This window comes from Leptospira wolbachii serovar Codice str. CDC, from assembly GCF_000332515.2.
In the GTDB taxonomy this organism is placed as follows: Bacteria; Spirochaetota; Leptospiria; order Leptospirales; family Leptospiraceae; genus Leptospira_A; species Leptospira_A wolbachii.
The window spans coordinates 844,151-866,074 of record NZ_AOGZ02000014.1; the positions used below are offsets into that span (position 1 = coordinate 844,151).

14 protein-coding genes are annotated in these 21,924 nt (G+C 37.3%); 4 read left to right on the forward strand and 10 right to left on the reverse strand.

Going from position 1 to position 21,924, the window contains the following annotated elements; all coding sequences use genetic code 11:
• Positions 1-50 precede the first annotated feature (50 nt).
• From LEP1GSC195_RS09430 to LEP1GSC195_RS09470, 9 genes are read right to left on the reverse strand one after another with little or no spacing between them, the layout of a single operon-like run.
• Entirely contained in the window at positions 51-5,807 is a 5,757-nt protein-coding gene (locus LEP1GSC195_RS09430; RefSeq protein WP_015680699.1) for a TIGR04388 family protein, read from the reverse strand.
• 24 nt (positions 5,808-5,831) lie between these two features.
• Positions 5,832-8,510 carry an efflux RND transporter permease subunit gene (locus LEP1GSC195_RS09435; RefSeq protein ID WP_015681361.1) on the reverse strand — a complete coding sequence of 893 codons (2,679 nt, stop codon included), beginning with the start codon at positions 8,508-8,510 and terminating at the stop codon, positions 5,832-5,834.
• Positions 8,507-11,491 carry an efflux RND transporter permease subunit gene (locus LEP1GSC195_RS09440; RefSeq protein WP_015681878.1) on the reverse strand — a complete coding sequence of 995 codons (2,985 nt, stop codon included), beginning with the start codon at positions 11,489-11,491 and terminating at the stop codon, positions 8,507-8,509. The genes LEP1GSC195_RS09435 and LEP1GSC195_RS09440 overlap by 4 nt, the downstream gene beginning before the upstream one ends.
• Complete coding sequence (locus tag LEP1GSC195_RS09445) at positions 11,488-12,888, reverse strand: efflux RND transporter periplasmic adaptor subunit (protein WP_015682244.1); 1,401 nt, start codon at positions 12,886-12,888, stop codon at positions 11,488-11,490. Before LEP1GSC195_RS09445 ends, LEP1GSC195_RS09440 begins: the two co-directional genes overlap by 4 nt.
• Positions 12,885-13,517 carry a hypothetical protein gene (locus LEP1GSC195_RS09450; protein WP_015680824.1) on the reverse strand — a complete coding sequence of 211 codons (633 nt, stop codon included), beginning with the start codon at positions 13,515-13,517 and terminating at the stop codon, positions 12,885-12,887. Before LEP1GSC195_RS09450 ends, LEP1GSC195_RS09445 begins: the two co-directional genes overlap by 4 nt.
• On the reverse strand, positions 13,514-14,020 hold the full coding sequence (locus tag LEP1GSC195_RS09455; protein ID WP_015681252.1) for a hypothetical protein: 507 nt from the start codon (positions 14,018-14,020) through the stop codon (positions 13,514-13,516). The genes LEP1GSC195_RS09450 and LEP1GSC195_RS09455 overlap by 4 nt, the downstream gene beginning before the upstream one ends.
• Positions 14,004-14,552: a hypothetical protein gene (locus LEP1GSC195_RS09460; protein ID WP_015682798.1), complete on the reverse strand. Its 549-nt coding sequence runs from the start codon at positions 14,550-14,552 to the stop codon at positions 14,004-14,006. The genes LEP1GSC195_RS09455 and LEP1GSC195_RS09460 overlap by 17 nt, the downstream gene beginning before the upstream one ends.
• Positions 14,549-15,907, reverse strand: a complete 1,359-nt coding sequence (locus LEP1GSC195_RS09465; protein WP_040506622.1) for an Ig-like domain-containing protein — start codon at positions 15,905-15,907, stop codon at positions 14,549-14,551. The genes LEP1GSC195_RS09460 and LEP1GSC195_RS09465 overlap by 4 nt, the downstream gene beginning before the upstream one ends.
• Positions 15,894-17,447, reverse strand: coding sequence for a TolC family protein (locus tag LEP1GSC195_RS09470; RefSeq protein WP_040507054.1), 1,554 nt, complete (start codon positions 17,445-17,447; stop codon positions 15,894-15,896). Before LEP1GSC195_RS09470 ends, LEP1GSC195_RS09465 begins: the two co-directional genes overlap by 14 nt.
• Before the next feature lie 122 nt (positions 17,448-17,569).
• On the opposite strand from LEP1GSC195_RS09470, the gene LEP1GSC195_RS09475 reads away from it, so the two are divergent.
• The 4 genes from LEP1GSC195_RS09475 to LEP1GSC195_RS09490 are packed head-to-tail and all read left to right on the forward strand — an operon-like array spanning position 17,570 to position 20,662.
• Positions 17,570-18,298: a FecR domain-containing protein gene (locus tag LEP1GSC195_RS09475; protein WP_051122383.1), complete on the forward strand. Its 729-nt coding sequence runs from the start codon at positions 17,570-17,572 to the stop codon at positions 18,296-18,298.
• Positions 18,295-19,215, forward strand: coding sequence for a DUF4384 domain-containing protein (locus tag LEP1GSC195_RS09480; RefSeq protein WP_015680722.1), 921 nt, complete (start codon positions 18,295-18,297; stop codon positions 19,213-19,215). Before LEP1GSC195_RS09475 ends, LEP1GSC195_RS09480 begins: the two co-directional genes overlap by 4 nt.
• Positions 19,216-19,255: 40 nt before the next feature.
• Positions 19,256-19,456, forward strand: a complete 201-nt coding sequence (locus LEP1GSC195_RS09485) for a hypothetical protein (protein ID WP_040507056.1) — start codon at positions 19,256-19,258, stop codon at positions 19,454-19,456.
• 3 nt (positions 19,457-19,459) lie between these two features.
• Complete coding sequence (locus LEP1GSC195_RS09490; protein ID WP_015681560.1) at positions 19,460-20,662, forward strand: LIC_12337 family protein; 1,203 nt, start codon at positions 19,460-19,462, stop codon at positions 20,660-20,662.
• A gap of 19 nt (positions 20,663-20,681) precedes the next feature.
• Here LEP1GSC195_RS09490 and LEP1GSC195_RS09495 read toward each other — a convergent pair whose 3' ends face one another.
• Entirely contained in the window at positions 20,682-21,830 is a 1,149-nt protein-coding gene (locus LEP1GSC195_RS09495; RefSeq protein ID WP_015680938.1) for a hypothetical protein, read from the reverse strand.
• Between the last annotated feature and the right edge of the window lie 94 nt (positions 21,831-21,924).

Below are 21,924 nucleotides of genomic sequence, written 5' to 3' on the forward strand. Positions count from 1 at the left end.
ATTTTTATTGCAACTTAAGAGAAGGATACTGAAGAATATAAATTTCAAATTCATTTTTTCTTTCCTTTTAACCATTGTAATAGAGTTTCCCTATCTGCCTTTTGACGCGGATCTTCTATATGCAAATGTGGGCCACTTGAATTTCCTATCTGAGACTCAATTCTACCTAGATAAGTTCCTGCCGGCAGCTCATCACCATTGTGATAAGCATTCATAATTTCTATATTTATTTGGTCGAAGTGGCCGAATAAAATCCTCCGACCATCTCTGAATTCAATCGTTACTGCGCCACCGTATCTACTTTCCGTTCCCGCTTTAATTACTTTGAACGGTTCATTGGGGCCAGTCCAATCTCCTTTTTTTCGTATGTCACCTCTGTATTTTTGATCTACTTTGGTTGTGTATGTTATACCGAAAGCTTCCATCTTTACAGGCCTATTGTGAGGCCCATTTATTTTATCAATATCAAGCCATGAGTTTTCAAGCTTTTTAGCATTGACGATCTCTACCGTTCCTGATTTGTCAATCGTGTTTTCTGCTGATCCAGTTAGATCATCGGTACCATGATAATCTAACTTATTGCCTACAAAAAAAACTCTATCTTTATTCCATGAATTTCTTAAAACTTGAAACTCACTTCCCGATTTAGTTTTATATAAGTTATCGACAAATTTTTGAAGATCTGACGCAACATTAGAATCTAAGCCGGATTTAAGATTTGCAAATAATTTTTTAGAAGGAATCTTCCCATTGAAATAATTTTCCGTTAAATAAACCTTCAGTTTATTTATTTTTGCTAAGTCCGATTCGAACGCACTGCCATCGTCTGAACTCAAATAATTACGAACTGAACTAATCGCCAAAATATTCTGAGTTTTTTCTGCTAAAGTTATTGGGTTTTCATTATAAAGATTTAACGAGTTTTCAATTATCTGAATGCTCTGAGACTCAGATAATATCCGGTCATTTGCATTATCTGAATTTTCATCTTTCACATTTCCTTCCTTAGACCCATCAATTTTTACTTCTTTCCTGAAGTCATTTCCCTTATCAGTAATAAATTCATGGGCCGTAATCTCAACACCTCCAACACTTTGTTCAGGTGAATTAAAATTTGGAATTGTATTCTGATTCGTCGGATCAATAAAATTAGAATCAGCAAAACCAGAATCTAGAGATCTATCCGCTACACTATCTGCATTTTCCGATCCGAAGTCTTCCTCTTCCCTCCTTCTATCTCTCTCCAATACCACACTTTCCCCAGCACTTTTAGCTCCGCCTTTCGGAGTTGGTTGGGAACCCCCCGAAAAGAGTTTCGCTGTAACTGCTGCGCCTCCTGCAAGCAATCCAGCGAGTGCCAATCCAGCATTGGAGAAATCATGAAGAAAATCTGGCTCTTGTTCTGGGGCAACCTTGTCAGCGGATTTTCCCCCATCACTCACTTCACTTTCATCCTGCGCTGCATTGATATTCTGTTCTGCAAAGTTCATTTCTTGCATTTGAAAACCATCTTCGGAATTGGTTCCGAGAGTCACACCTTGTAACTCAGATGAGGTGGAAATTCCTTTTTTATCAATAGAAGAAGTTAGGCCAAGTTTTGAATTGGGATCCGTATAACCTATGCTTCCGCTAAGCCCTCCCCCATTTAAGTCATACATCATGGAGAAATTCCAATCCTTTCTCGGACCCTCACCTGTAGGATTATAATTGAAACCTACATTGGCAGCTCCATTGGTCGTGACATCCGCTTTCATTTGCACTCCCTTACCCAAAGATTGGGAAGCTTGGATGGTTGTATTTCCCTTCTCAGAAAAACTAACACTCATATTGCTAATCGTATTTCCCATCCCAAGAGATCCCCCCCACCCATTTGCGTTAGAATAGGTAACGCCAATCCCAGGTACCATACCCTTAAACAATCCTGATTGGATTTTTCCAACCCCTTGTGTAATTCCACCTAATACACCGTTAGCGAAACCAGCAATTGCTCCTTTAGGTCCTTCATGGCTTCCTGCAAGAGTTTGCACAAAGGTAGAAGCCACAGCCTGTCCTACTTGAGTTGTTGCGGGCAATATACCATTGGTTAGGCTACTAACAGCTTTTCCTATATTAGAAAGCGCAGAACCGACCCCACTCAATGCACCACTGGCACCAAGGGTAATGGCAATGGACGCAGCATTCACAACCGTTTGCCTTACTGCTTTGGATCTAGCTTTTTTATCAGATTTTTGTTTTTGGTAAGAAGAATAAGTGGAATCTACAAGTTGACCGATTGTTGTCTCATCCGTTCCCATAGTTTTTGCCAATTCTTTGGTAATAGCCTTTTTCCCGAGATCTTCTACCACCGCTTTCGAATCGCGAAGATTGAGGTAGGCACTTTGGTGTTTTGTCCAGCCCGCCTGCATACCCATAGCTTGTAAGGTATAACCAAAACTATCGTTAGTTGCTGAATTTTGATCTATATTTCCCGCATTGATGATTCCATTAGTGTCTTGCAAAATAGATTGGATTTCATCCTCTGGCATTCCCAAAGCGACAACGGCTGTTTTCGCAATCCCACCAAAGGCACCCATTACCTGTGATCCCAAATCCAAAATAGGATTTTTTTCCATGTCATTGTTTGCTTTTTTTGCTTTGATTTGATTATACTTGTCACCTAACATTTTAGAGATAGCATCAGCTGGTATCCCTGTACTTTGAGAAATTGCTGCAGAAATCCCATTTTGAACTAACAATTGTTCATTTGCTTTAATCTCTTGTAAACGTTTACCAGTCCCCGCGATTTGGCCATTTATCTTGTTATATTGTCTCTCTCCAATCAGTGATTTAGTTACAGCCATAGAAGATGCTTGTGTTAAATTTAAAGTCATCGTCGACATACCAAGTGTCGCTTGGTCCATAACTTTTATTGTAGCAGATAGAGTTTTTGCTGTAATAGATTCTAGAGCTTGGATTGGATTTTTAATCGATATAAATTGATCACGCGATTGAATTTTTTTGGCACTCATTCTACCTCGCATAAAATCGATTAACATTGATGCGGTTTGTATGTCGGACTCGCTACCACCTGTTGCTGTGATCCAAGCTTTTGCCAACTCACTATTAATCGCCGAATCCAGTTTTCCCTTTAGTGATGCTCTAACACCACCTGCTCCCCCTGTCAAATAAGCCAACGCTAACTCTTGAAAAATGGAATCAGCATTTTCTTGTGACTCCTTCCTTGTTAAAAACAATTCCCTATTTCTATTATCTTCCTCTTGAATGGAGGCTATACTTGAGTTGATAAATTGTTTATCTTTTTGTAGTGAATTGGCCAAAAAAGACTGAGTGATTTCGGATTTCTTTTGATTGAGAGAAACCCAATCTTCCTCATCCCAAATAGTAAAAAAACTGCTGTTATTTGCTACTTGCACTTTCCCAACAGAACTTAACTGAATTTGGCGTATCTCTTCCGTTCTGCCAGCGGCATACTGTCCATCTGAGTTTTTTCCAGCGAGTAAACCGTTGTGTATTCCTTTTTTTAAAGTAAGCACTCCATTCCTAGTATCGATAATTGCTTCATATTCTTTTTTCAATAATGTTTTGCATACATCTGCATCAGGATTTTCGTAACAAGATCCAAATTTATTTTGCTCCTCAATCGATAGCTGCGAAATATCATAAGTTCCAAGTAAAATCTTTTCCTCTTTTGTTAATTCTCTTCCGCCCAACGAATCCCATTGAATTCCATAAGCCATTTGGTTGATTAATTTCTTCTGCTCTAAACGCTTAAACTCTTCTAAATCAGTATTCATCTGAAGAACCGAAGCATACTGACCCACACCTACGATTGTTCTTTGTAGCTCACTCAAAAGACTTCCACTACCAATTTGAATTCCTTCCGTTGGCCCATTAAAAACACTTAAAGCTTGAAATTCAGAAAGTTTCTGATCGTCGAACAAATCCAATTTTAGATTGGGAGACCACGCAGAAATTGTGGGAGATGAAATCTCTTTTGGTTCCCCACGTTCGTATAAATCTGTCCAAGTCCTAAGCCCGTTTCGTTTTTCCTCATCAAGACGTTGCAACCAATCTTCTTTTGAGCGCTCAAGCTCCGCACGGTTGGTCTCCAATTTGGCAGAAGCATCAGCAATAAGGTTTTCTCGATTATCTTTCCAGTTTTCATAAAATTCGGAATACTCTTTTACCTTTGTCTCCCAGTGAGAAACTGCTGGTAACAACGTATTCTGGAAATGATCACGTTGTCCACCTAACTGAAAGTGATTTCCCTTCCAATACAGCGATGTTTGGTAAGAGTCATCATCATACATCTCGTAGAGAACTGAATAACCTATGGCCCCCATTTGAAGATCCAATCTCTTTTGATCCGAGATCGAAAAACTCCTTTCAGCTAACCATAACCCATACTTATCTTTTCCATCTAACAACAAATTTCCACTTGTGTGAAATGCTCTTTGAAATGGAACATAAAAATCACCAATCTTTTCATTGTTAATATAATAATAAGCATCTGTATACAGATTCGCAGATAACATGGATTGGACTCGCCTACCATCACCTAACCTGCTATTTATGATAGATGTTAGTCTTTGAAAGTCAGAATTATGGATGGATTGAAAAATACTCTGCAGCTCCGAATCATAAACACGATTAAAATTTCCAATTTCTCCCTGTCCTCCTGCCAACCAATTTTCATAACGTTTGTCTGAAGATAATTGCCAAAATGACTGATGCCTAAGATTCCACTCAGCTCCGCCTAAATCAAATTTTGATTTAGTTTGATCTAAGTTAATTTGAAAACCAGTTTGATAAGTATAAATTTGATCATTAAAAATTGTGTATTCCGAAAAAGCTTTATTGGACTCATCAGATAAAAAATCCTTAATTTTCGTAGATATTAGCGTAAGGATAGAATCTGGATCAATATCGGATTGGCTTAATTGTTCGGATAGATCACCAATGAACTTTGAAAATAACTTTCCTGCTTCATTGAAACTACCATCAAAGTTTTTATATTGGCAACCGGTCTCCACAGAACATGTGGAATCCAATCCAAGCTTGAGTTGTGATACAACATCTCGTAATGCGGTTTTGATTGTTTCCTTATATGCGTTAATTGCATTCAGGTTATATGCAAATTGGTTTTCAGTTTCCGATAAAGAATTTATATATGTCTGATAATCGTTTTCTAACTCTGTAAATGAATTGGCAAAGGAATCCAAACCTTCTTGCCTTGTTTGTCCCCACTGAAACTCCCATTCTCTTGCTGATTCCAAAATTCGATTTCGATTTTCGGTGATTGTTAACTCTTCTTTAGTGTATTCCTCATACATTGACGTCTGGCCAATTCTCTGAAAATACAGAGAATCCACCTTACCTGTTTCCAGTTTATACAAAAATGCATTCCGATTGTCAAAGTAATCATCAATTAACTCCCGTTCCCAAGCAGAATAAAGAACTGTAACTTCAGAAAATAGAGACTTCCTTCTTTCATCTAAATAACCTTCGTTTGAAATAAATGCATCCGATCCATCTTCTAACATTAACATTTGTTCGACCATTAGGTCAGCTGCTTCCTTCCACTGGGCCATTGATTGATACAAAACTTCTTCGACTTTATAATCCCATTCTTCTAAAGACTGGGAAAAATAAACACTTCCATAAAACTCAGAGTAGTCGGCAGGTTGATATACAGGAGGGTTCCAAGTTTCAGAAAGGGACTGACCAGAAATTGTATATGCAAATACAGAAACAAAAAAACACAAAACAAATACTAAGAAACAACGAAAAGAGGATTGGGAATACATAGAGAACCTCAGTTCTCTTGGGTATCAAACAGAAGGTTTGGTTTTAAAAAAATTCACTTTGTGAAATATTTTATATTGGATCAGAAAAAAACCGAGAACAAGCAAAAATCCTTCGAAAAAAAACTTACCTCCTTCTCCTGGAAATAGATACGCAATGAAAAGAAGAATGATCGGTGGAAGGATTTTTTTCTGATCGAAGGACTGACTTCTAACCCACAAAACCGAAAACATTAATGGAATAACAACAGTCCCAAACAATAAATACTCAGCACCTATAAATGAAACCTGTAATCTCAAAAGAAATACAAAAATGATGGAGTTTACAAACGAGCTAACTTTGTCTTTCTTTCGATAAAGAAACAAAGTAATCCAGAGAAATAGAAAAATGGGACGGTATTTTGCTTCAGTGTCCTTTTGTGGCAAAATTTCAGTAAGTCTTACAGGGCCTTTGTTTAGAAGATTGTTTATCTTAGTTTCCAATTCATCCCATTGAATATTTTTTCCTTTAACTAAAATCTCCAAGCTGGTTTCTCCATTTTTGTGGTAGATCCTTCCGGGTGTTTTGATGTTTTTGTATTCTGAGATTGATTTGTCAAACAAAGGTATTCCTGTTGTCAATTTAACTGGCTTCTCAATGTAACGTTCTACCTGTTTGTTTTGTTTTACTGAAAAACGAATGTCTGTTAACTTTTTCTCTACCAACATTCTTCCGACAATTGCCGACTGTAAATCCAACGATCGTTCTCTTAAAGAGTCTGCAATATCATTACCAAATAAACTTCGAAATTTTCCAGGAGAGTGCAACTCCAAACCTTCCGTAGAAGGCTGAAAACACAAAACCACGTCAGAAACTCCTTCGAAAGTACGTAACCAAGGTATCAAAGGGATTATATTCTTTTCCAGAACCTCTGTATCAGCGTTAGAAAAACGAAGGATTCGATTCGAATCTATTTTCGATTCACCTAAAATATGGAAGTATCCCGACTCAGTTGGCAAATCAACCAAACCAAGGCTAACACCTAACTCATTCAAACGGAAATAAAAATCTGCATTGGCTGAACTCTGTTTTACCACCAATAAATCAGTTAACTTTCTATTTAGGATTGTATTTTCTACCTGTTTGGTGATACGAAGAGACTCTTGTTCTGAAATTGATGTGGGAAATTCCAATCGGCCCATTTGTATGGTTCCGTTGGGAATCGTAAGCGGGTACAAAGAAAAACTTGAATGAATCGAGGAAACAAATCCTATCAAAAAGATAACTAGAACCATGAACCAATGAGTAAATGTTCTTTGTTGTTTAGATTGATCTATCTTCTTATGCAAAAGGAAAAAATTAGAACCGAAGAACTTAAGCCCGAGGTTTGGATTGAAATCCGATAAAAAGAGTTCAAACAAAATTTTCAAAAAAGAAATGGAAACTAAAAAATACAAATTACATACCAAAATGATACAAAAAGTCATTGGAATCCAATCGAAATAGACAAAAAAGAAAAAGATAACCAATGAATTGAAACATTGTTTTATCCAACGACCAATCCTCTTTATCGCAAACACAGCCAAAAAGTATTTCCAATAAATAAATAAAAAGAGAATCGGTCTGCCGATTGGATACGAAATGATACAACAAATACCAAGAAAGATGAGAAAAGAGGTATAATAGGCAGACAAGTAAATCACTAATTCCTTTTCTCCCTTCTTAAAGGATGAGGCAAAAAAGATTAGAATCAAATCCAAAGAAAAGAAAATAACTAAAAACCGAAACAAATCATTGTTAAATTCTTGATGGCTGGTGTATAATAGAACCCAATCACTATAATCTGCCAAAATTAATTTCAGCTCATTTGCCAGATGATGCAGCGAAGTGTTACTCTCTGCTTTTACAATCATGGTTTCAGAACTCAACCCATTAATACGTGTTCCGTGGCGAACGTCCCTTTCTTCCAAAGAAACTTTGCCAACCGAAGAAAGTTTTAATCCCTCTCCAAATCGAGAAGGAATCCCAATTTTCGACCAAGCTACAGATTGCACTGGAAAGTCTTTTTGAAACCAACCTCCATCGGACTCATCCAAACTAAACCCCCAATTCTGGTTTCTAATAGTCATAAATATTTGCGATAATGAGGGAAAATCTAAAGTTTGAATCCAGTCAGAATGTATTTGGATTAGAATTTCTTTTTCTTTATTGGAATAGTGAGCCAAGGATTCAAATCCAGGAATGTTACGTATCTTTTGTTCCAATTCCTTTTGGTTTTTTTCCGGGCCTCCTTTTATCTTTTGCAAAATAACAATATAACTATCTTCTGATTTTCCTAGTTTGATTCGAGGGAAAAGTGAATCCTCGGGGAATCTTTGCCTTTGCAATAAATACTCGTTACGAATTGCCTGGATTATATCCTCGTTTTTTATTCCTTCATCTAATTCTAAATGAATCATAGAACTTCCAACTTCGGATATGGATTCTATTTTTTTGTAACCAGATATTGATTTTAAAATTTGTTCCCATGGTTTAGTGATTTGTTCTTCCACCTGTAGAGCCGTTTTATTAGGCCAATGACTGGTGATTTGGATTGATTTATTTTCCGTACCCAGAACATTCTCACCAAATAGAAGTTTACTGAAAGAAAGAACCGAAACTAATACTAAAAATAAAATAATAACTAAAATACGGTATCGAAAGAAACGAATCCAATGGCAGTTCACTGAATCTTCACCAAAAACTTCAGGAATAAATTTGGATATACATAGAAAACAAAAAATACAGAAACAGGAATCCCAACAAACATAGTCAATGCGATAGCTTTTGAAAATTCCGAACCTGAAGTTCCAAAGGCGATGACTGGAAAAACTCCCATCAAAGTTGTACCTGAATTTAAAAGGATGGGCCAAACCAACCAACGAAAAATAGATTCCCTTTGTTTGGAAGAGACCGTATCTTCCCTAATTTCCACCCACCTTTCACCAAACAAAGAAATGCTATCAATGGACAATCCAAGCAATACAACAAGACCTATGTAGTGGCCTAAATGGAATTCACGGAATAGAACAAAAACAAAAGAAACAGTTACCGATAAATATAATAATGATAACCCCAGATAAAATATAGGAATTCTAAAAGATTCATAAATTCCCACCAGAGCCAAGTAGATAAAAACAAAAGAAAGAAGGAGTAAAACAAAAAGGAAAAGAAAAAACTTTCTTATTTCTTTCTTAGCAGAAAATTGTATTACAGACAAACCATTCTTCATAGCAAACAAACTGGAATCAAATTCCAAAACCTCCCCCATCCATTCCGTGTAGAACAATCCAGATTCTCTATGGTATTGATCATAACTTTCCTGTTTTTGGGAGGTAAATAGGGTGCCAATAAAAGTGGCTTCGTTTGTTTTTGTTTTAAAACTGATTCGTTTTGGATCGATCCTGTTCCCCAAATCTAAACCAAAAGAGTCCATACCTAAATACAAATCTGTTTTTGTGACATCGCCAATAGGTCCCAAATATTTTGGAATCTGTTGGTATAAAATTCGATGTTTTAAGTCCTCTTCATCAGGAATGAATTCAGGAATAGGGATTTGATTTCGAGACCACTCTTCCAGCGTGATTCGATTTGGCAAAAAATCAAAATTACCATTTAATTCTCGTTTGCTGATATTCTTTCGAAATTCTCTAGAAAAATTCAATAGTGCATCGAACGATTCATGTAGAAAAACCAGAGAATCATTCGGAATAAATGGCAGTGTTATCGAAACTTGAGATTCGATAGGTTCCAATTTCCAATCCCATTTAGAAGGAGGAAGCAACTCAACAAATAAAGTTTCCAATTCTTTGGACTTTTCGATTCCGAGAAGTTTCCATTGGATGGGAATTGATTTTTGTGGATGTTGCCTTTTTGTATCCAATGGATCCAAAGGAAAAACAAGAGTTGAAAGTTTAGGATCAATTTTTTGCATCTTACTCTGCAATTCATACACAACACCAAGTTCTTCTTCCAAAGAAAGATTTGACTTTGGTGACATTTGCATTCGGAATCCAATAGCTGGTTGTTTTGGAAATATATGCCATTTAAATTCAAAAACAAAAAAACTAAATAACAGAAGACAACATAGAATCACTGCCGCATTCTTTTTTCCTATAGTGTTCCATGCATTATACGTTCTCTCATACATAGATACTAGAAGTTTTTCCCGATCAGTATTCATCGCTGTTTTTTTTAAAGATTCCATAAGGGAAATTGATAATAAAGGAACAATCCATAAAGAAGAAACCAATGAACAAAAGACCAGTAGTGCGATACATACCCCCGAATCAAAAAAGAAGTTTTTCCATTCCATGGGAAAAACCAAAAGGGGAATAAAAACAACAATCGTAGTTAGGGAAGAAGAAAATAAGGAAATAAAAACAGATTGAATGCCTTTGGTTACCGATTCTGATGCGAATGCCATTTTTTCTAATTTTTTTCGAATAGAAAAAACAATTAGATTACTTGCATCAAACAACATCCCGATACCGACGGAAATTCCACCTAAACTAAGTATATTGATAGAGATAGAAAAGAGTAATACTAGATGAAAGAACAATACAAGGGAAAATAGGACCGAAACTAATAGGATAAGAGCTGGAACCCAACTCCGATAAAGAAAATAGGAAAATACAAAAGCAAACGTTAAACTCCAAATCAGATTAATTCCAAACTGGTGTATTTGATCATGTAACTCATTCGAAGCATCGTAAAAGATCTTCGGTGATAGGTTCGAATCCAATGTTTGAAATTTTTTCTGAACCTCCGAAGAGACCCTAAGTGGATTTGCTGACGAATCAGTAAAGACTGCAATGTAGATAGCATTTTTCCCATCCATTCGCGTAAGTTTTTCTGCAGGAAATTCTGATTTGAAAATCGTTGTTAGTCGCCCAAGACTGACCGAATTTCCATTCCCCAGATGGATGGGAAACTGTGAAAGATCTTCATAGGACTGAATTTCTGCAGAAAATTTTAATTCGGTATCCTTTGTATACCCCTCTATTTTCCCAAGAGAACCTCCACGCATTGCCGCTTGGATTTGAGATTCCAAATCGCGAATACTGATTGGAAAAAGATCCAATACATTTGTTTTGATAGAAATAAAAGCAGAATGTTTTGGTTTTCCTACTACACGAACTTCCGTTACACCTGAAATTCTTTCCAATTGGAATACCAATTGTTGAAAACGGAAATCGAAACTAGTGACATCGTTCCCAATCCCTTTCGGAATGAGGATTTCCATAAATGGTCTTTCCTTTGCCTCTCCCTGCAACAACCGTGGCGCACCTACACCTAACGGAAGTTTATCATTCATTTCTAAAATTGTTTGATACAACTGATCTTTAAACTCAGAGACAGAAGCTCCAAATTGTAAATCGATTTGCACTACCGATTTTCCGTGTTCTGAAATTGTACGAATGCGTTTGACTGATTTCACAGAGGATACCATTTCTGAGATAGGTACACTTACCGACAGGTCTGTTTCTTCTGCGGAATGGTTAGGAAATTCTGTTACTATGTAATAACGAATTGGCGTTAACCTTGGTAATAGCCAAATTTCTAATTCAGGAATTCTAAAAAATGCCGCCAAAAAAAAGCAGATAAATACCACCCAATACAATCGTTTATGTTTGAATAAGGAATGAACGTAACTTTCAACATTCATAAAGACAAACTAGTTTCTACTTCGTCCTCAAGAGAAAGCCCAGATAGAATTTCTAATTCATTCAATAAATAGGGTTTGAATTGTATAAATTTTTTAGTAGTCCCTTCTTTTTGTTTTACATTAACATAAAACCCACTTTTTTCATCACCATGAAGCGAAGAGGAGGGAATCAGAATCTTTTCTATCGTTTCAGGCAGTTTGACTTGCACAAGTCCAAACATACCTGGCAAAATATTGGTTTGTTTTGGTTCCAACCGCACTTTAATTCCAATACTGTGGGATCTTGGATCTAAAAATCCACCGACCCGATCCAACTTACCTTTGATCGCTGGTAGGTTCTCCAGCGAGGGAATAAAAAGAACCTCCTTCCCAGGTGAAACATACAAAAGATCCGATTCACCAATTTGAAATCCAGCCGACAACTCTCCCTTCTCCATTAAAATCATTACAGGAGATTGGGTGGTTAATTCCCCTTCTTTGATTTGAATTTTTAAAATTTTACCCGATTTAGGAGCTCGTAAGCGAGTTTCAGATAACAATTGTTCATTGGACTTAATTTGGTTTTTTATAATTTTAAGATGAGATTTACTTAGTTCATATTCCGATTTTTCCAGAGATGTATTTTTTTCTCGCCAGACCTTTAGTTTTCCTTCAAAACTAAGATCCTCAAGTTCTAAATCTAAATTAATTCCTGATAAAAGATTTTCCCTATCTCTAATTAAGTTTTTATATTGCGTTTCTTTGGACTGCTCCTCTTGTTTTAATTTTTCTACCTCCGTTAAAGAAACAAAACCCTGTTTCCAAAGTATTATCTTTTTCTCTTTCAGATCTTTACTAAGAATCCATTCCTTTTCTGCTAATTCAACTAACTCTGTTTTTTTGTCGATTTCTCTAAGTTTTACATCAACTTGTTTCTCTGCCTGTTTCCATTTTTCGAAAGCAATTGTTACCTGTGACTCAGAGACGTTCAGAGCGAGAGACAACCTTTCCCCTTCTAATCGGATCAATTCATCATCGATTTCCAATAGAACTTGTCCTTCTTTAACAAAACTTCCTTCATCTACATAGATTTTTCGTATACGACCACTCTGTTTGTTATGCAACTGAATTTCTTTTGTAGGTTCCACCACGGCAGGAAACTCAATTACTTTATTTTCTTCCAATAACCGAGGCCTCTGAAACACCAAACCTTGCTTTGGTGACTCCATCGCTGAGACCTCATTCATTGTCTCCCAATAATTGGGAAAATAAAAAAAGCCAACCAAAAAAGGGAAACGATTTCTTATATCGACATTTGAAAGGAGCGTATATAAAACCGAAAAAAGAATATAACCAACTCCCATAACAAGGAGTTTACGAACCAAAATTCTTATTTTTGTCATTGGATTTGAGTTCATACATTTGCCAAAACCAAAACAAAAAACATAAACAGGATGGGGTTCACATAACCCAAACTATGGGAAAGAAAGGAAACCGACCGATCACTGGATACAAACAACCTTTTATAAAGTTCCCCATTTTGAATGATAAAGAACAAAAATAAACCAGTCCAAAACATAACAACTAATACAGAATAATAAATTCTGTATTGAAAAAACCCTAAACACTGATTCCCGATAAACAAGATGCAAACAAACTGAAAAAACTGTCGGGTAAGACTTCTGAAAAAATCAGTGATGTTAGTTCTGAATGTTTCCTTGGCTTTTTTCCCAAAAGAAAACAGTAAATTGATACTTAATGAAACCAAAAAATACAAAACACCTACAAGGAGCACACTTACGATTTGAAAAGGATACAAACTCCACAAAGAAACCTGTTGGCCAGAATTTATTGCGCTCAATTCCAAATTTCTGTTTATATTCATAAACTCAGACCAATTCCATAGACAATGAAATCCGTAAAGAAAGAGATAAAGAAATACAAAGAAAAAAGGAGATCTATACAAAGTCATCAATTGACTCTCAATTACCTTCCATCGATTTCGAATACCAGTGCAAATAAATTCATACAAAACAAACCATTTCATTTTTTTTCCCCCAACTCTTTACGTAATCTATCAGCTTGGGTCTGGAATTGTTTCCATTGGGCCAAAAAAAGTTTTTTCTCTTTGTTCGTATGTTTGTTTTTGATGAATTTTAAATACAACAAACAGGCTTCTGGAGAAACGGGTAATAGTTCGATGAGTTTTGATTCATCACTGGAAGATACAGAAATCGGAGTTTTCGCAAGGAGAACTGCTTTAAAATAGAATAAAACCATTTCCGGTGTTTTGACAGAAACCTCAGACCAATGCTTAAAAAACTCTTTCCATTCCCCTGAGTAAAACAATGTTTTGGTATATAAAACTTCTTCCTCTTCTGTAAATTTTCGTTTTCCTCTTATCTCCTTAAAAATGGAACTGACAACAGTGAGATGACCTGCACGATAAGCCTCTGTTAAGATTTTATATTCATTTTTTTCCGAAGACGAAGGCGGTGAACAATAGACACAAAATAGAATCATCAAAATATAACTAGTTCGGTTTTTCATTTTTTGCCCCTGCGATTTGTCGGATAAATTCATGAAAGGGAATTGGATCATCAGGATTCCAGTTCCAATCAAAACGGATCACTTCATTTTTATCAAAATGAATCCAAAACATCCGGATTTGTTTTGTTTTATGTTCTAAAGAAAAATGATACCGAAAAAGAAATACATCTGAGGCACCGATCTTTTCTGCACGTTCCTTCCAGACTTGAATCCTTGGCCGTTCTTCTATTAAGGTGTGGCGCAAATTTCTTTGAAATATTTCTATGTTGTCTTTTGGGATAATAGGAACTTTTGGATCTTCCCATACTTTCTCACTCACAACTATTGAGTATCCTAACTCTTCCAGTTTTTCTAAAATCAGAATGTTTACCTCTCTTTCCTCCGTATAGGAGTCATAAAAAATCGGCGAGGAAGTGTTAACAAAAAGTATCTTTCTTCCATGAGGGATGGGATAAGTTACCGTTTTTATATCACTAGGACCAGAAACGCAAGAAACCAAAAAAAGCGGAAAGGCAACTAACAAATGCTTCATTTTGCTTCTACCTGAATGACAAAGCCAACCTTCATTCGTTTCCCCGAAATGGATTTTGCTTCAGGCTCCAATCGAAATTCATAATAAGGGTAAAAATTGGGAGCGAAAGCCGAAGCCGAGAGATTAAAATCTCCTCCAGTGGAAATATTTCCAAACAAAGTACCATTACAACTGGCTTCACTTTCTGCATAAGAGTATGTCAACTGCCTACATCCAAAAGGGTATGTAGATTGGCAATGGGACCAAACCCATGTAGACAAACGAATGTTTGTAGAAGGTGGTGAAATTTTGGATAACCTTGTGGCCCCGATCACAGAAGTTGTATCCATATATTGGTTAAAAAAAATTCGAAAATTATCTGTATTCACATCGGGACAGGCAAGTGGACTACCAGAAATTCCCGTTCCATCATCACCTCCTCGAAACTGATATAGATTGGGACTTAAAATAGGTAAATCTCTACTCCAGAAACAAAATCCAGAATCCCAACGAGCACCCGTTATAGATCCTAATTCCTGAGTCCCTAAACCACAGTTTTGTGATTCTAAACCAAACCCTATGACCTCTGGATCACTCATGTCAGAACCTACAAGAAAATTCAATTGTAAGGTTTCCAGAAGATCACTACCATCTAACGAGTGTATTCCTTTGGGGAATAAAATATGATATCTTGTGTCTGCCTGTAAAATGAAATCCGGCAAAATCCTAAACTGTGAAGAATTTTCCCAGTCCAATCGATAAGAAATAGGAGGTTCAATCCTTAACCCAAGTTCTACCTCTGTTTGGTTCATCGGTTTTGAAAATCGAACAAGGAAGGAAGGAGGCCCAGGAATACCCGAACATGCAGAGTTTATTTCACCTAAGATCAATTCTGCAGGAATACCTCCAACCAAACATTCTGATTCTGTTCCTGCCAAAACTAATAACGATTCCAATTCCGGTGACTTTGGAATTTCTTTTTCTCCTACACGAAATGGAATGGTATACACTTGGTCTAAATCCTTCCCATTTTTATCTTCACATTGTTTGGTGAGCCGAACGATATAACCACCTGAAGGGAGTTCGGATTTCGGCAAAAACTTCAAACTTAAATCTGTTGTTTCAAAAGCACCTCGCACTTGCGGTTCCAAAGAAAACGCAGAAATACAAGATTGGATGGACATAGGATGACTGAATAGAACCGTAATCTTGGTTTCTGGATTTACATCGATTGCATCAGAGGAAGGAGAAAATACCAAAACCTTGGGAGTATCTTCCAAACTCAAAACTCCTAACCAATCTTTCATGGAACCAAAATTCGAATGACAATGAAAAAATAGAACAAACCAGAGACAATTCCATCTAACGAGTTTCATACGGATCCTCCATAAAGAATGGGTATTGTTTTTTTGATTTTGGTTCGTTTATTTTTCTTTTTTCTATTGAGGAGTCCTGTTTCCAATGTTCCAAAATTATTGTAAAGTCACTGGATATTTGTTTGGACTCCAATTTATAATAGCGATTGTCAAACGGATCTTCACCGAGTAACAAAACAAGTTCCAAAGCAGTAGCGATGTATTGAAAGTAATGATCCAACAAAATTTCAAAACCAACAAAAACCTCTTCTTCTGATTTTAAATATTCTATTTCGGAAATAATTCCCTGAGTTCGTTCCTCTCTTTTGAATCGATGTTGGAATATATTGGATTTTGTATTTTCTAAATAGAGATTGTATTTACTATACAATTCAGTTAATTTGATTTCTGTAGATTGGATTTGGTTCAGAATCAAAATCTCGGATTGTTTCCATTCTGCTTTTGCCTGCAACAGACTCATTTTAGAATCGAAAACTTTTTTATTCCTCCCCATATCGTCAAACAATCCAATCGATCCACTTTGAAAGGAATTTTCACCGGGACCTACTGGTTGTGGGCCGTATCCTGGAATTCTTTGAATTCCGTTCCCTTCGGATTGGATTCCGTTTTGTGTATTGGTTTGGAAACTAGTTCCACCCAAATTGGCTTGAACGCCAAAACTCAAACCATAAATTTCATTTTGTAAGGGAAAACCTGCGTTTCCATTTTTGCCTACATATCCACCTAACACGAACTTTGGTTTCCAATCATTCTCCAAACTTTCCTGGTCCAGTTCCGCAAGCTCCATTTGCAATCGGGCTTTTTTTCGTATGGGATGATTTTCATTGCTCGTAGTTTTTGCTTGAGAAGGATCAAACAACCGAATGCGTTCAGTAAGCCCCCCCTCCAAAGTAATACCCACACCTGGATCAAGAGACATCGCATGATGTAATTCCAAAACGGCTAGTTTCTTTGCGGACTCAGAATGGATTTTTTTAGATTGGAATTCTACTTCCCAAACCTTCTGCCAATCAAAATCCCCTTTTGGAGAAAGGCCAAGATCCGATTCTTTTTTTCGTTTTCTTTCTTCCCACCTGTAACGTTCCGATCTAAGTTGGAAAACCATATCAACTAACTGTCGTTTATTGAGTAATAAATATGACAAGGAGATCGATTTAAAAACTTTTTCACGTAGGAGTTTTCTTTCTTCGGAATGGATCAGTTTTCGGATTTCTATTTTTTGTTTTTCCCGTTCTGTTTCCCCTCCGTCATACAGAAGTTGTTGGATCTGCAAACGAACATCTCGGTATTCTTGGTCGATTTGTTCCTGGTTTTTGGAAAAAATTCCAAAATAATGCACTCCTAATTTGGGAAGGTATTGTTTCCATTTGTCCCTGGTTAGAATGGGAAAAATTTCAGAACGAATCTGCTCCAAACCCAAATTGCTATTGCGTTCCATCCCAATCCAAACACAATCCTCCCATAACAATTTCCCCTCTGCTCGCAACGAAGGACAAAGACAGCCTAAATAAAAACAAAGGAGAGAAATCTTATACCACATATCAGAAGATAGGTGATAAATAGGAAATTTGGTTCGCTTTCTCCCCATTTGTAGGGAATTTTTTGATTTTTTTTTTAGTTTTTTTGGCTTGTAAGACAGGAGAGTTTGTTTATAAAAGTGGCATGATTCGAATCCTTGTTTCCATTTTTTTTCTTCTTTTTACTGCCGCCCTGACTGCTGATGAAGTAGGGATCATTAGTTTCATCCAAGGTAAAAACTATCTTTCTGGACCACGTTTTAAAAAAGCAAAGGAACCAGTAAAATTAGGAAGTATCCTAAAAAAAGGAGACACCATCACCACAGAAGACGGAACTTGTGAAATCCAATTGGCAACCCAAGCCACCATCCGTCTCGCCAAGTATTCCTCTGTTCAAATCGAAGACCTTCTCAATCCAAAATCAAAATCCACCACTTTGAAACTAGTTGGTGGTAAGTTATTTGTAAAAGCACATAAACCGGCAGCGGGTGTACCGAGCCAAAACCAACTGAGCGTAGTCAATCCTAGTTTTGTTGCAGGTGTTAGATGTACAGAATTTTTAGCCGCAGCCCCAGACACTGGTGGGGTAGATGAAGACCTTAGTAATGTGGAAACGGGCGTTTATGTAAACGAAGGAACCGTAGCAGTAAGCCCCGATAAAAAGGGAAAAGAAACTCTCGTAAAAGAAAACGAAGAAGTCCTCGTGTCTGGCAAAGAACTTAAGAAACAAATTTTAGATGAATTTGTAAAAGAAAAAATGCGTATCTTCGAAGAATTCAAAGCTATCAAAGAAGAAAACTACCAACGAATCAAAGAACAATACGAAAAAAACGACCAACTGATGAATGATTACAAAGGTAGGGCAGACGAATGATGAAACAATTTTGGATTCTCTCATCCATCATTTCCCTTTCTCTCTTTTCTTCAGATCGAATCGGAAGACTCCCTGTTTACAAAATTGCAGTTGAGATGTCTTCCTCTACCGAAGAGGCCATCGCCTTACGAGATTTTATGAAAGAACAAATCCAATCTACAGGGCGCGGGATGGTTTCTCTTCCATTGAAGGGCATTGAGTCTGGGGTTTGGGAATTTGACAAAGAAGGAATAGCTTCAATAAAAACTGCGGAAAACTTAGAGAAACTCGCAGATGTAGACAAACTAGTCCTTATCGCAACAGAAGATGGACAAGCAGTGGTTTCCTTTGTGGACGTCCTACACAAAAAATTGGAATACCGAAATTCCCTTCCCGACACTCTCTCTAAAACTTTGGTCTCCGACTTTCTTGGTTTTTTAGACAAAAAGAATATCTACTTGGCATTATCCGAAACAGGTTCTGGGTCCAACGCCCAACTCAAAATCAATTCCTTAAAACCTACTTATGTAGCAGGGGAACCCATTCGTTTTGAAATCGAATCGGCGGAAGACAATTATGTGTATGTAGTACTTGTCCCTGAAAACCAAAAAGGGGAACCTGTCCTACTTTTCCCAAACCAATTCCAGAACGATAACTTCATCCGCAAAGGAGACAAAGTTACGATTCCTGATAAACGAATTTCGTTTAAAGCCGCAGCCACTCCTTCCAAAGATCGGATTCGTGCCTTTGTTTCTCGTGAAGAATGGAAAGAGTTCCAACTCCGTGGAAAAAAAGAAGATTCGTTTTATAGGCTTCTTCCACCAGCAGTCACAGGAACCAAGACCACTGCAAGGTCTATGATGCCACTAAATACCATGACCGCTTCCATTGAACAAAGTCCAGTGATGGAATGGGAATACCAAATTTTATCTAGATAATTTCTTGCAAAAACTTCTCGTACCTATTGTTATTCTAGGTATGAGAAACGTAATCCTTAAATCCGTTGCCGTTTTAGGACTCTCAACACTCGTCACTTGTTCACTCTTTAAAAAAGAAAACAAAGACGAGGATATGTTGAATGCCTTCTTACTTTTGCTTTGGGCAAATAGCCAATCTGCTGGTTGTTCTGGGACTAAGTCTGGATTTACCATCTGTATTCCCAAAGGAATCGCGGAGTAAACCATGAAAAAAATCCTATATACAATCATATTTCTCGGAATGAGTTTTCAAGTTTCTGACTTCAACAAACTCACTCGTTTAGACCAAAACAAACAACTGGCAGAGTTCTTTGGCAATGCCATCCAATTTGGATTTGGTTCTGAAAAACTTTGGTCTGCCACGAATGCAGACAATTGGGGATTTGTGCGCCAATCTGCCACTTGGGCGCGTGGAAACTCCGGTATCATCGACAACCTTATCTTGGGTTTAAAAAACGCCGGATACTTTAATAACTCTTCACCTCGCAATGATGTGCTAAACAATATCAATTTGAATGGATTTGGTTCGGCAACCCTTACCATCAAAATCAGTACACCAACAACTGGAGTAAGTTCCACAGCCTATACAGGAACCAAAGATTTTAATCATTTTTTTCAAATTACAAAAACAGGTGCGTCCACTCCCTCCTTACAATTGTTCTTCGATGATCCCAATACCACCCTGGGAAACGATGGAGCTTTGATTTATTATCGTTTGGTTGATTTTGGAAGTCCACAATTTGCAACAGTGGGAGATGTCATCACAGAAAGTTACACTGCAAATGAATCTGTTTATGGAACCAAATTTCAAACCTATACTTGGCGAAACGGTCCAGAAAATGCGGCTTGGATCAGTAAACATGGCCGAGTGGTTTTAACAGAAGTGGATGCAGGGAGACAACTTTGTTTTCGTTCTGTGGTTCGTTTGAGTTTTGCCAAACTCAAAGCATTAACCCCTGCCAATACGGCTGCCCTTGAGAATTTGAGAACGTCATGTAATACTCAACTAGGTGTAGCCGCCGGCAACGACAACCTTTACTATGTGTTGGCCTATATGCAGAAGTTTGATTCTCCCTTCCAAACAACGGCGAAAGCTACTTACACAACGGCGGCAACAAAACATGAAACCATCTGTAACTTAGGAACAAAATTGTCTTATGGAATTTTCAATGTCAATGGTTATGTAACAGACCAACTGACAGCGGGAGAGGTTCCGTCAGATTACCCAAGTCCCACAGTCGGTGGTTCCGACTTTATGTCTGTGGATGATGCCTTCATTCGAACTTATGCTGCGTTGAACCAAAACGTAGGACAGGCCAGTTTAGGGTTAGTCAAACAATATGAAACCACTTCCCAATCATTTTTGGATGCCTTTGATGGTGCCGACCAAAACCTAAAATTCAAATAAGTGTAAGGTTTTTTTTTACTTAGTTACTTCTGTAAATGGCGTTGGAGAGGACAGAACCCGTGAGGGCAATCATCTCCAACCGCACATAAGAATCTTTCTCTTGAAACGTATATTCAGCTTTGTTTGTGTCTGGGCTTACCTGTAATACTTCACCCTTTTGCCCGATAAAACGAATCTCCAAATATCTTTCTTTTGAATTCAGTTGGATGGTATTCTTCTTTGTCACCTGAATCTTGGGAACTTTCGGGTCCTCTGCCGCTTGGAAGAATTTTTTTACACAGTAAAACGATCCCGAGTTAAGAGATGCCAATACGGAAGGTTGGTCCTTAACGCCATCGGCTGTTACAATGTAACGTAGGAAACTTTCACCCTTTCGGTATCTTTGGTTTCCCAAAGTTTGGATCATATCTTTCCAAAAAGGTTGGTCAAAAGTTTTAATCGAGTTTTCCGGAAAATAATGTAGGTCATCACTAGCCATACAATGCACATTCCGTCCTTGGCTTAGAAGTGAATCCAATATTTTAGGATCATCGCCAAACGGAGAGTATACTTCCACAGCTTGGAATCCGCCGATGGCAGAAAGTTCTTCTCTAGAAAACGAATCAAATAGTTTTGGATGTGGAATGATGACATATCCACCTAACTTTTGCATACGATCCATCACCCAATTTAAGTTCTCACGAGTGGCATATACGGGAAAATAATCATAAAAGGATTTTTGAATTCCAATCGCAAGTAAGTGACGTTTTTTTAAATTTTGTCCCCATTCCAATCCACGAATGTAATTTGGATTTTCTGTTTGCGAAATTTGTCCATAGTCGGTAATGGCTACGTTAGAAAAACCTTCTCGTTTGTATTCGGATTGGATTTCTTTTATTGTATGTCTTTCGGGGGTAAACCATACTTCATTGGAATGGGCATGTAAGGATATTTTTTCCTGGCCATCCCCATTCCAATTTTGGTATGGATTCACAATTTCTGATCCTTGGAACGAAGATGCTGGCAAAACAATAGTCTTTCTAAGGAGTAATACAACCGCTAGTTGGTAAACAATCAATATTCCGAGTAAAGATAATAAAACGAGTAAATATCTGTATTTCCACAGGGAGGGACGCATAGCTGTTTGCCTATCTGTATAGGCAATGGACCCAGAAACATTGAAAAGCATAAAGAAACTTTATAGACCTTTCTTTCCAATTTGATTCCAGTTTTGTTACAAAATGAATACAAAACCAAAGATTCATTTCTGCTTTGACAAAATG

What these genes read in the sequence shown, in the direction of transcription:
- LEP1GSC195_RS09430 (WP_015680699.1), bottom strand. Translation starts at nt 5,807, where the DNA reads ATGTATTCCCAATCCTCTTTTCGTTGTTTCTTAGTATTTGTTTTGTGT.
- LEP1GSC195_RS09440 (WP_015681878.1), bottom strand. Translation starts at nt 11,491, where the DNA reads ATGAATGTTGAAAGTTACGTTCATTCCTTATTCAAACATAAACGATTG.
- LEP1GSC195_RS09445 (WP_015682244.1), bottom strand. Translation starts at nt 12,888, where the DNA reads ATGAACTCAAATCCAATGACAAAAATAAGAATTTTGGTTCGTAAACTC.
- LEP1GSC195_RS09450 (WP_015680824.1), bottom strand. Translation starts at nt 13,517, where the DNA reads ATGAAATGGTTTGTTTTGTATGAATTTATTTGCACTGGTATTCGAAAT.
- LEP1GSC195_RS09455 (WP_015681252.1), bottom strand. Translation starts at nt 14,020, where the DNA reads ATGAAAAACCGAACTAGTTATATTTTGATGATTCTATTTTGTGTCTAT.
- LEP1GSC195_RS09460 (WP_015682798.1), bottom strand. Translation starts at nt 14,552, where the DNA reads ATGAAGCATTTGTTAGTTGCCTTTCCGCTTTTTTTGGTTTCTTGCGTT.
- LEP1GSC195_RS09465 (WP_040506622.1), bottom strand. Translation starts at nt 15,907, where the DNA reads ATGAAACTCGTTAGATGGAATTGTCTCTGGTTTGTTCTATTTTTTCAT.
- LEP1GSC195_RS09470 (WP_040507054.1), bottom strand. Translation starts at nt 17,447, where the DNA reads ATGTGGTATAAGATTTCTCTCCTTTGTTTTTATTTAGGCTGTCTTTGT.
- LEP1GSC195_RS09475 (WP_051122383.1), top strand. Translation starts at nt 17,570, where the DNA reads ATGATTCGAATCCTTGTTTCCATTTTTTTTCTTCTTTTTACTGCCGCC.
- LEP1GSC195_RS09480 (WP_015680722.1), top strand. Translation starts at nt 18,295, where the DNA reads ATGATGAAACAATTTTGGATTCTCTCATCCATCATTTCCCTTTCTCTC.
- LEP1GSC195_RS09485 (WP_040507056.1), top strand. Translation starts at nt 19,256, where the DNA reads ATGAGAAACGTAATCCTTAAATCCGTTGCCGTTTTAGGACTCTCAACA.
- LEP1GSC195_RS09490 (WP_015681560.1), top strand. Translation starts at nt 19,460, where the DNA reads ATGAAAAAAATCCTATATACAATCATATTTCTCGGAATGAGTTTTCAA.
- LEP1GSC195_RS09495 (WP_015680938.1), bottom strand. Translation starts at nt 21,830, where the DNA reads ATGCTTTTCAATGTTTCTGGGTCCATTGCCTATACAGATAGGCAAACA.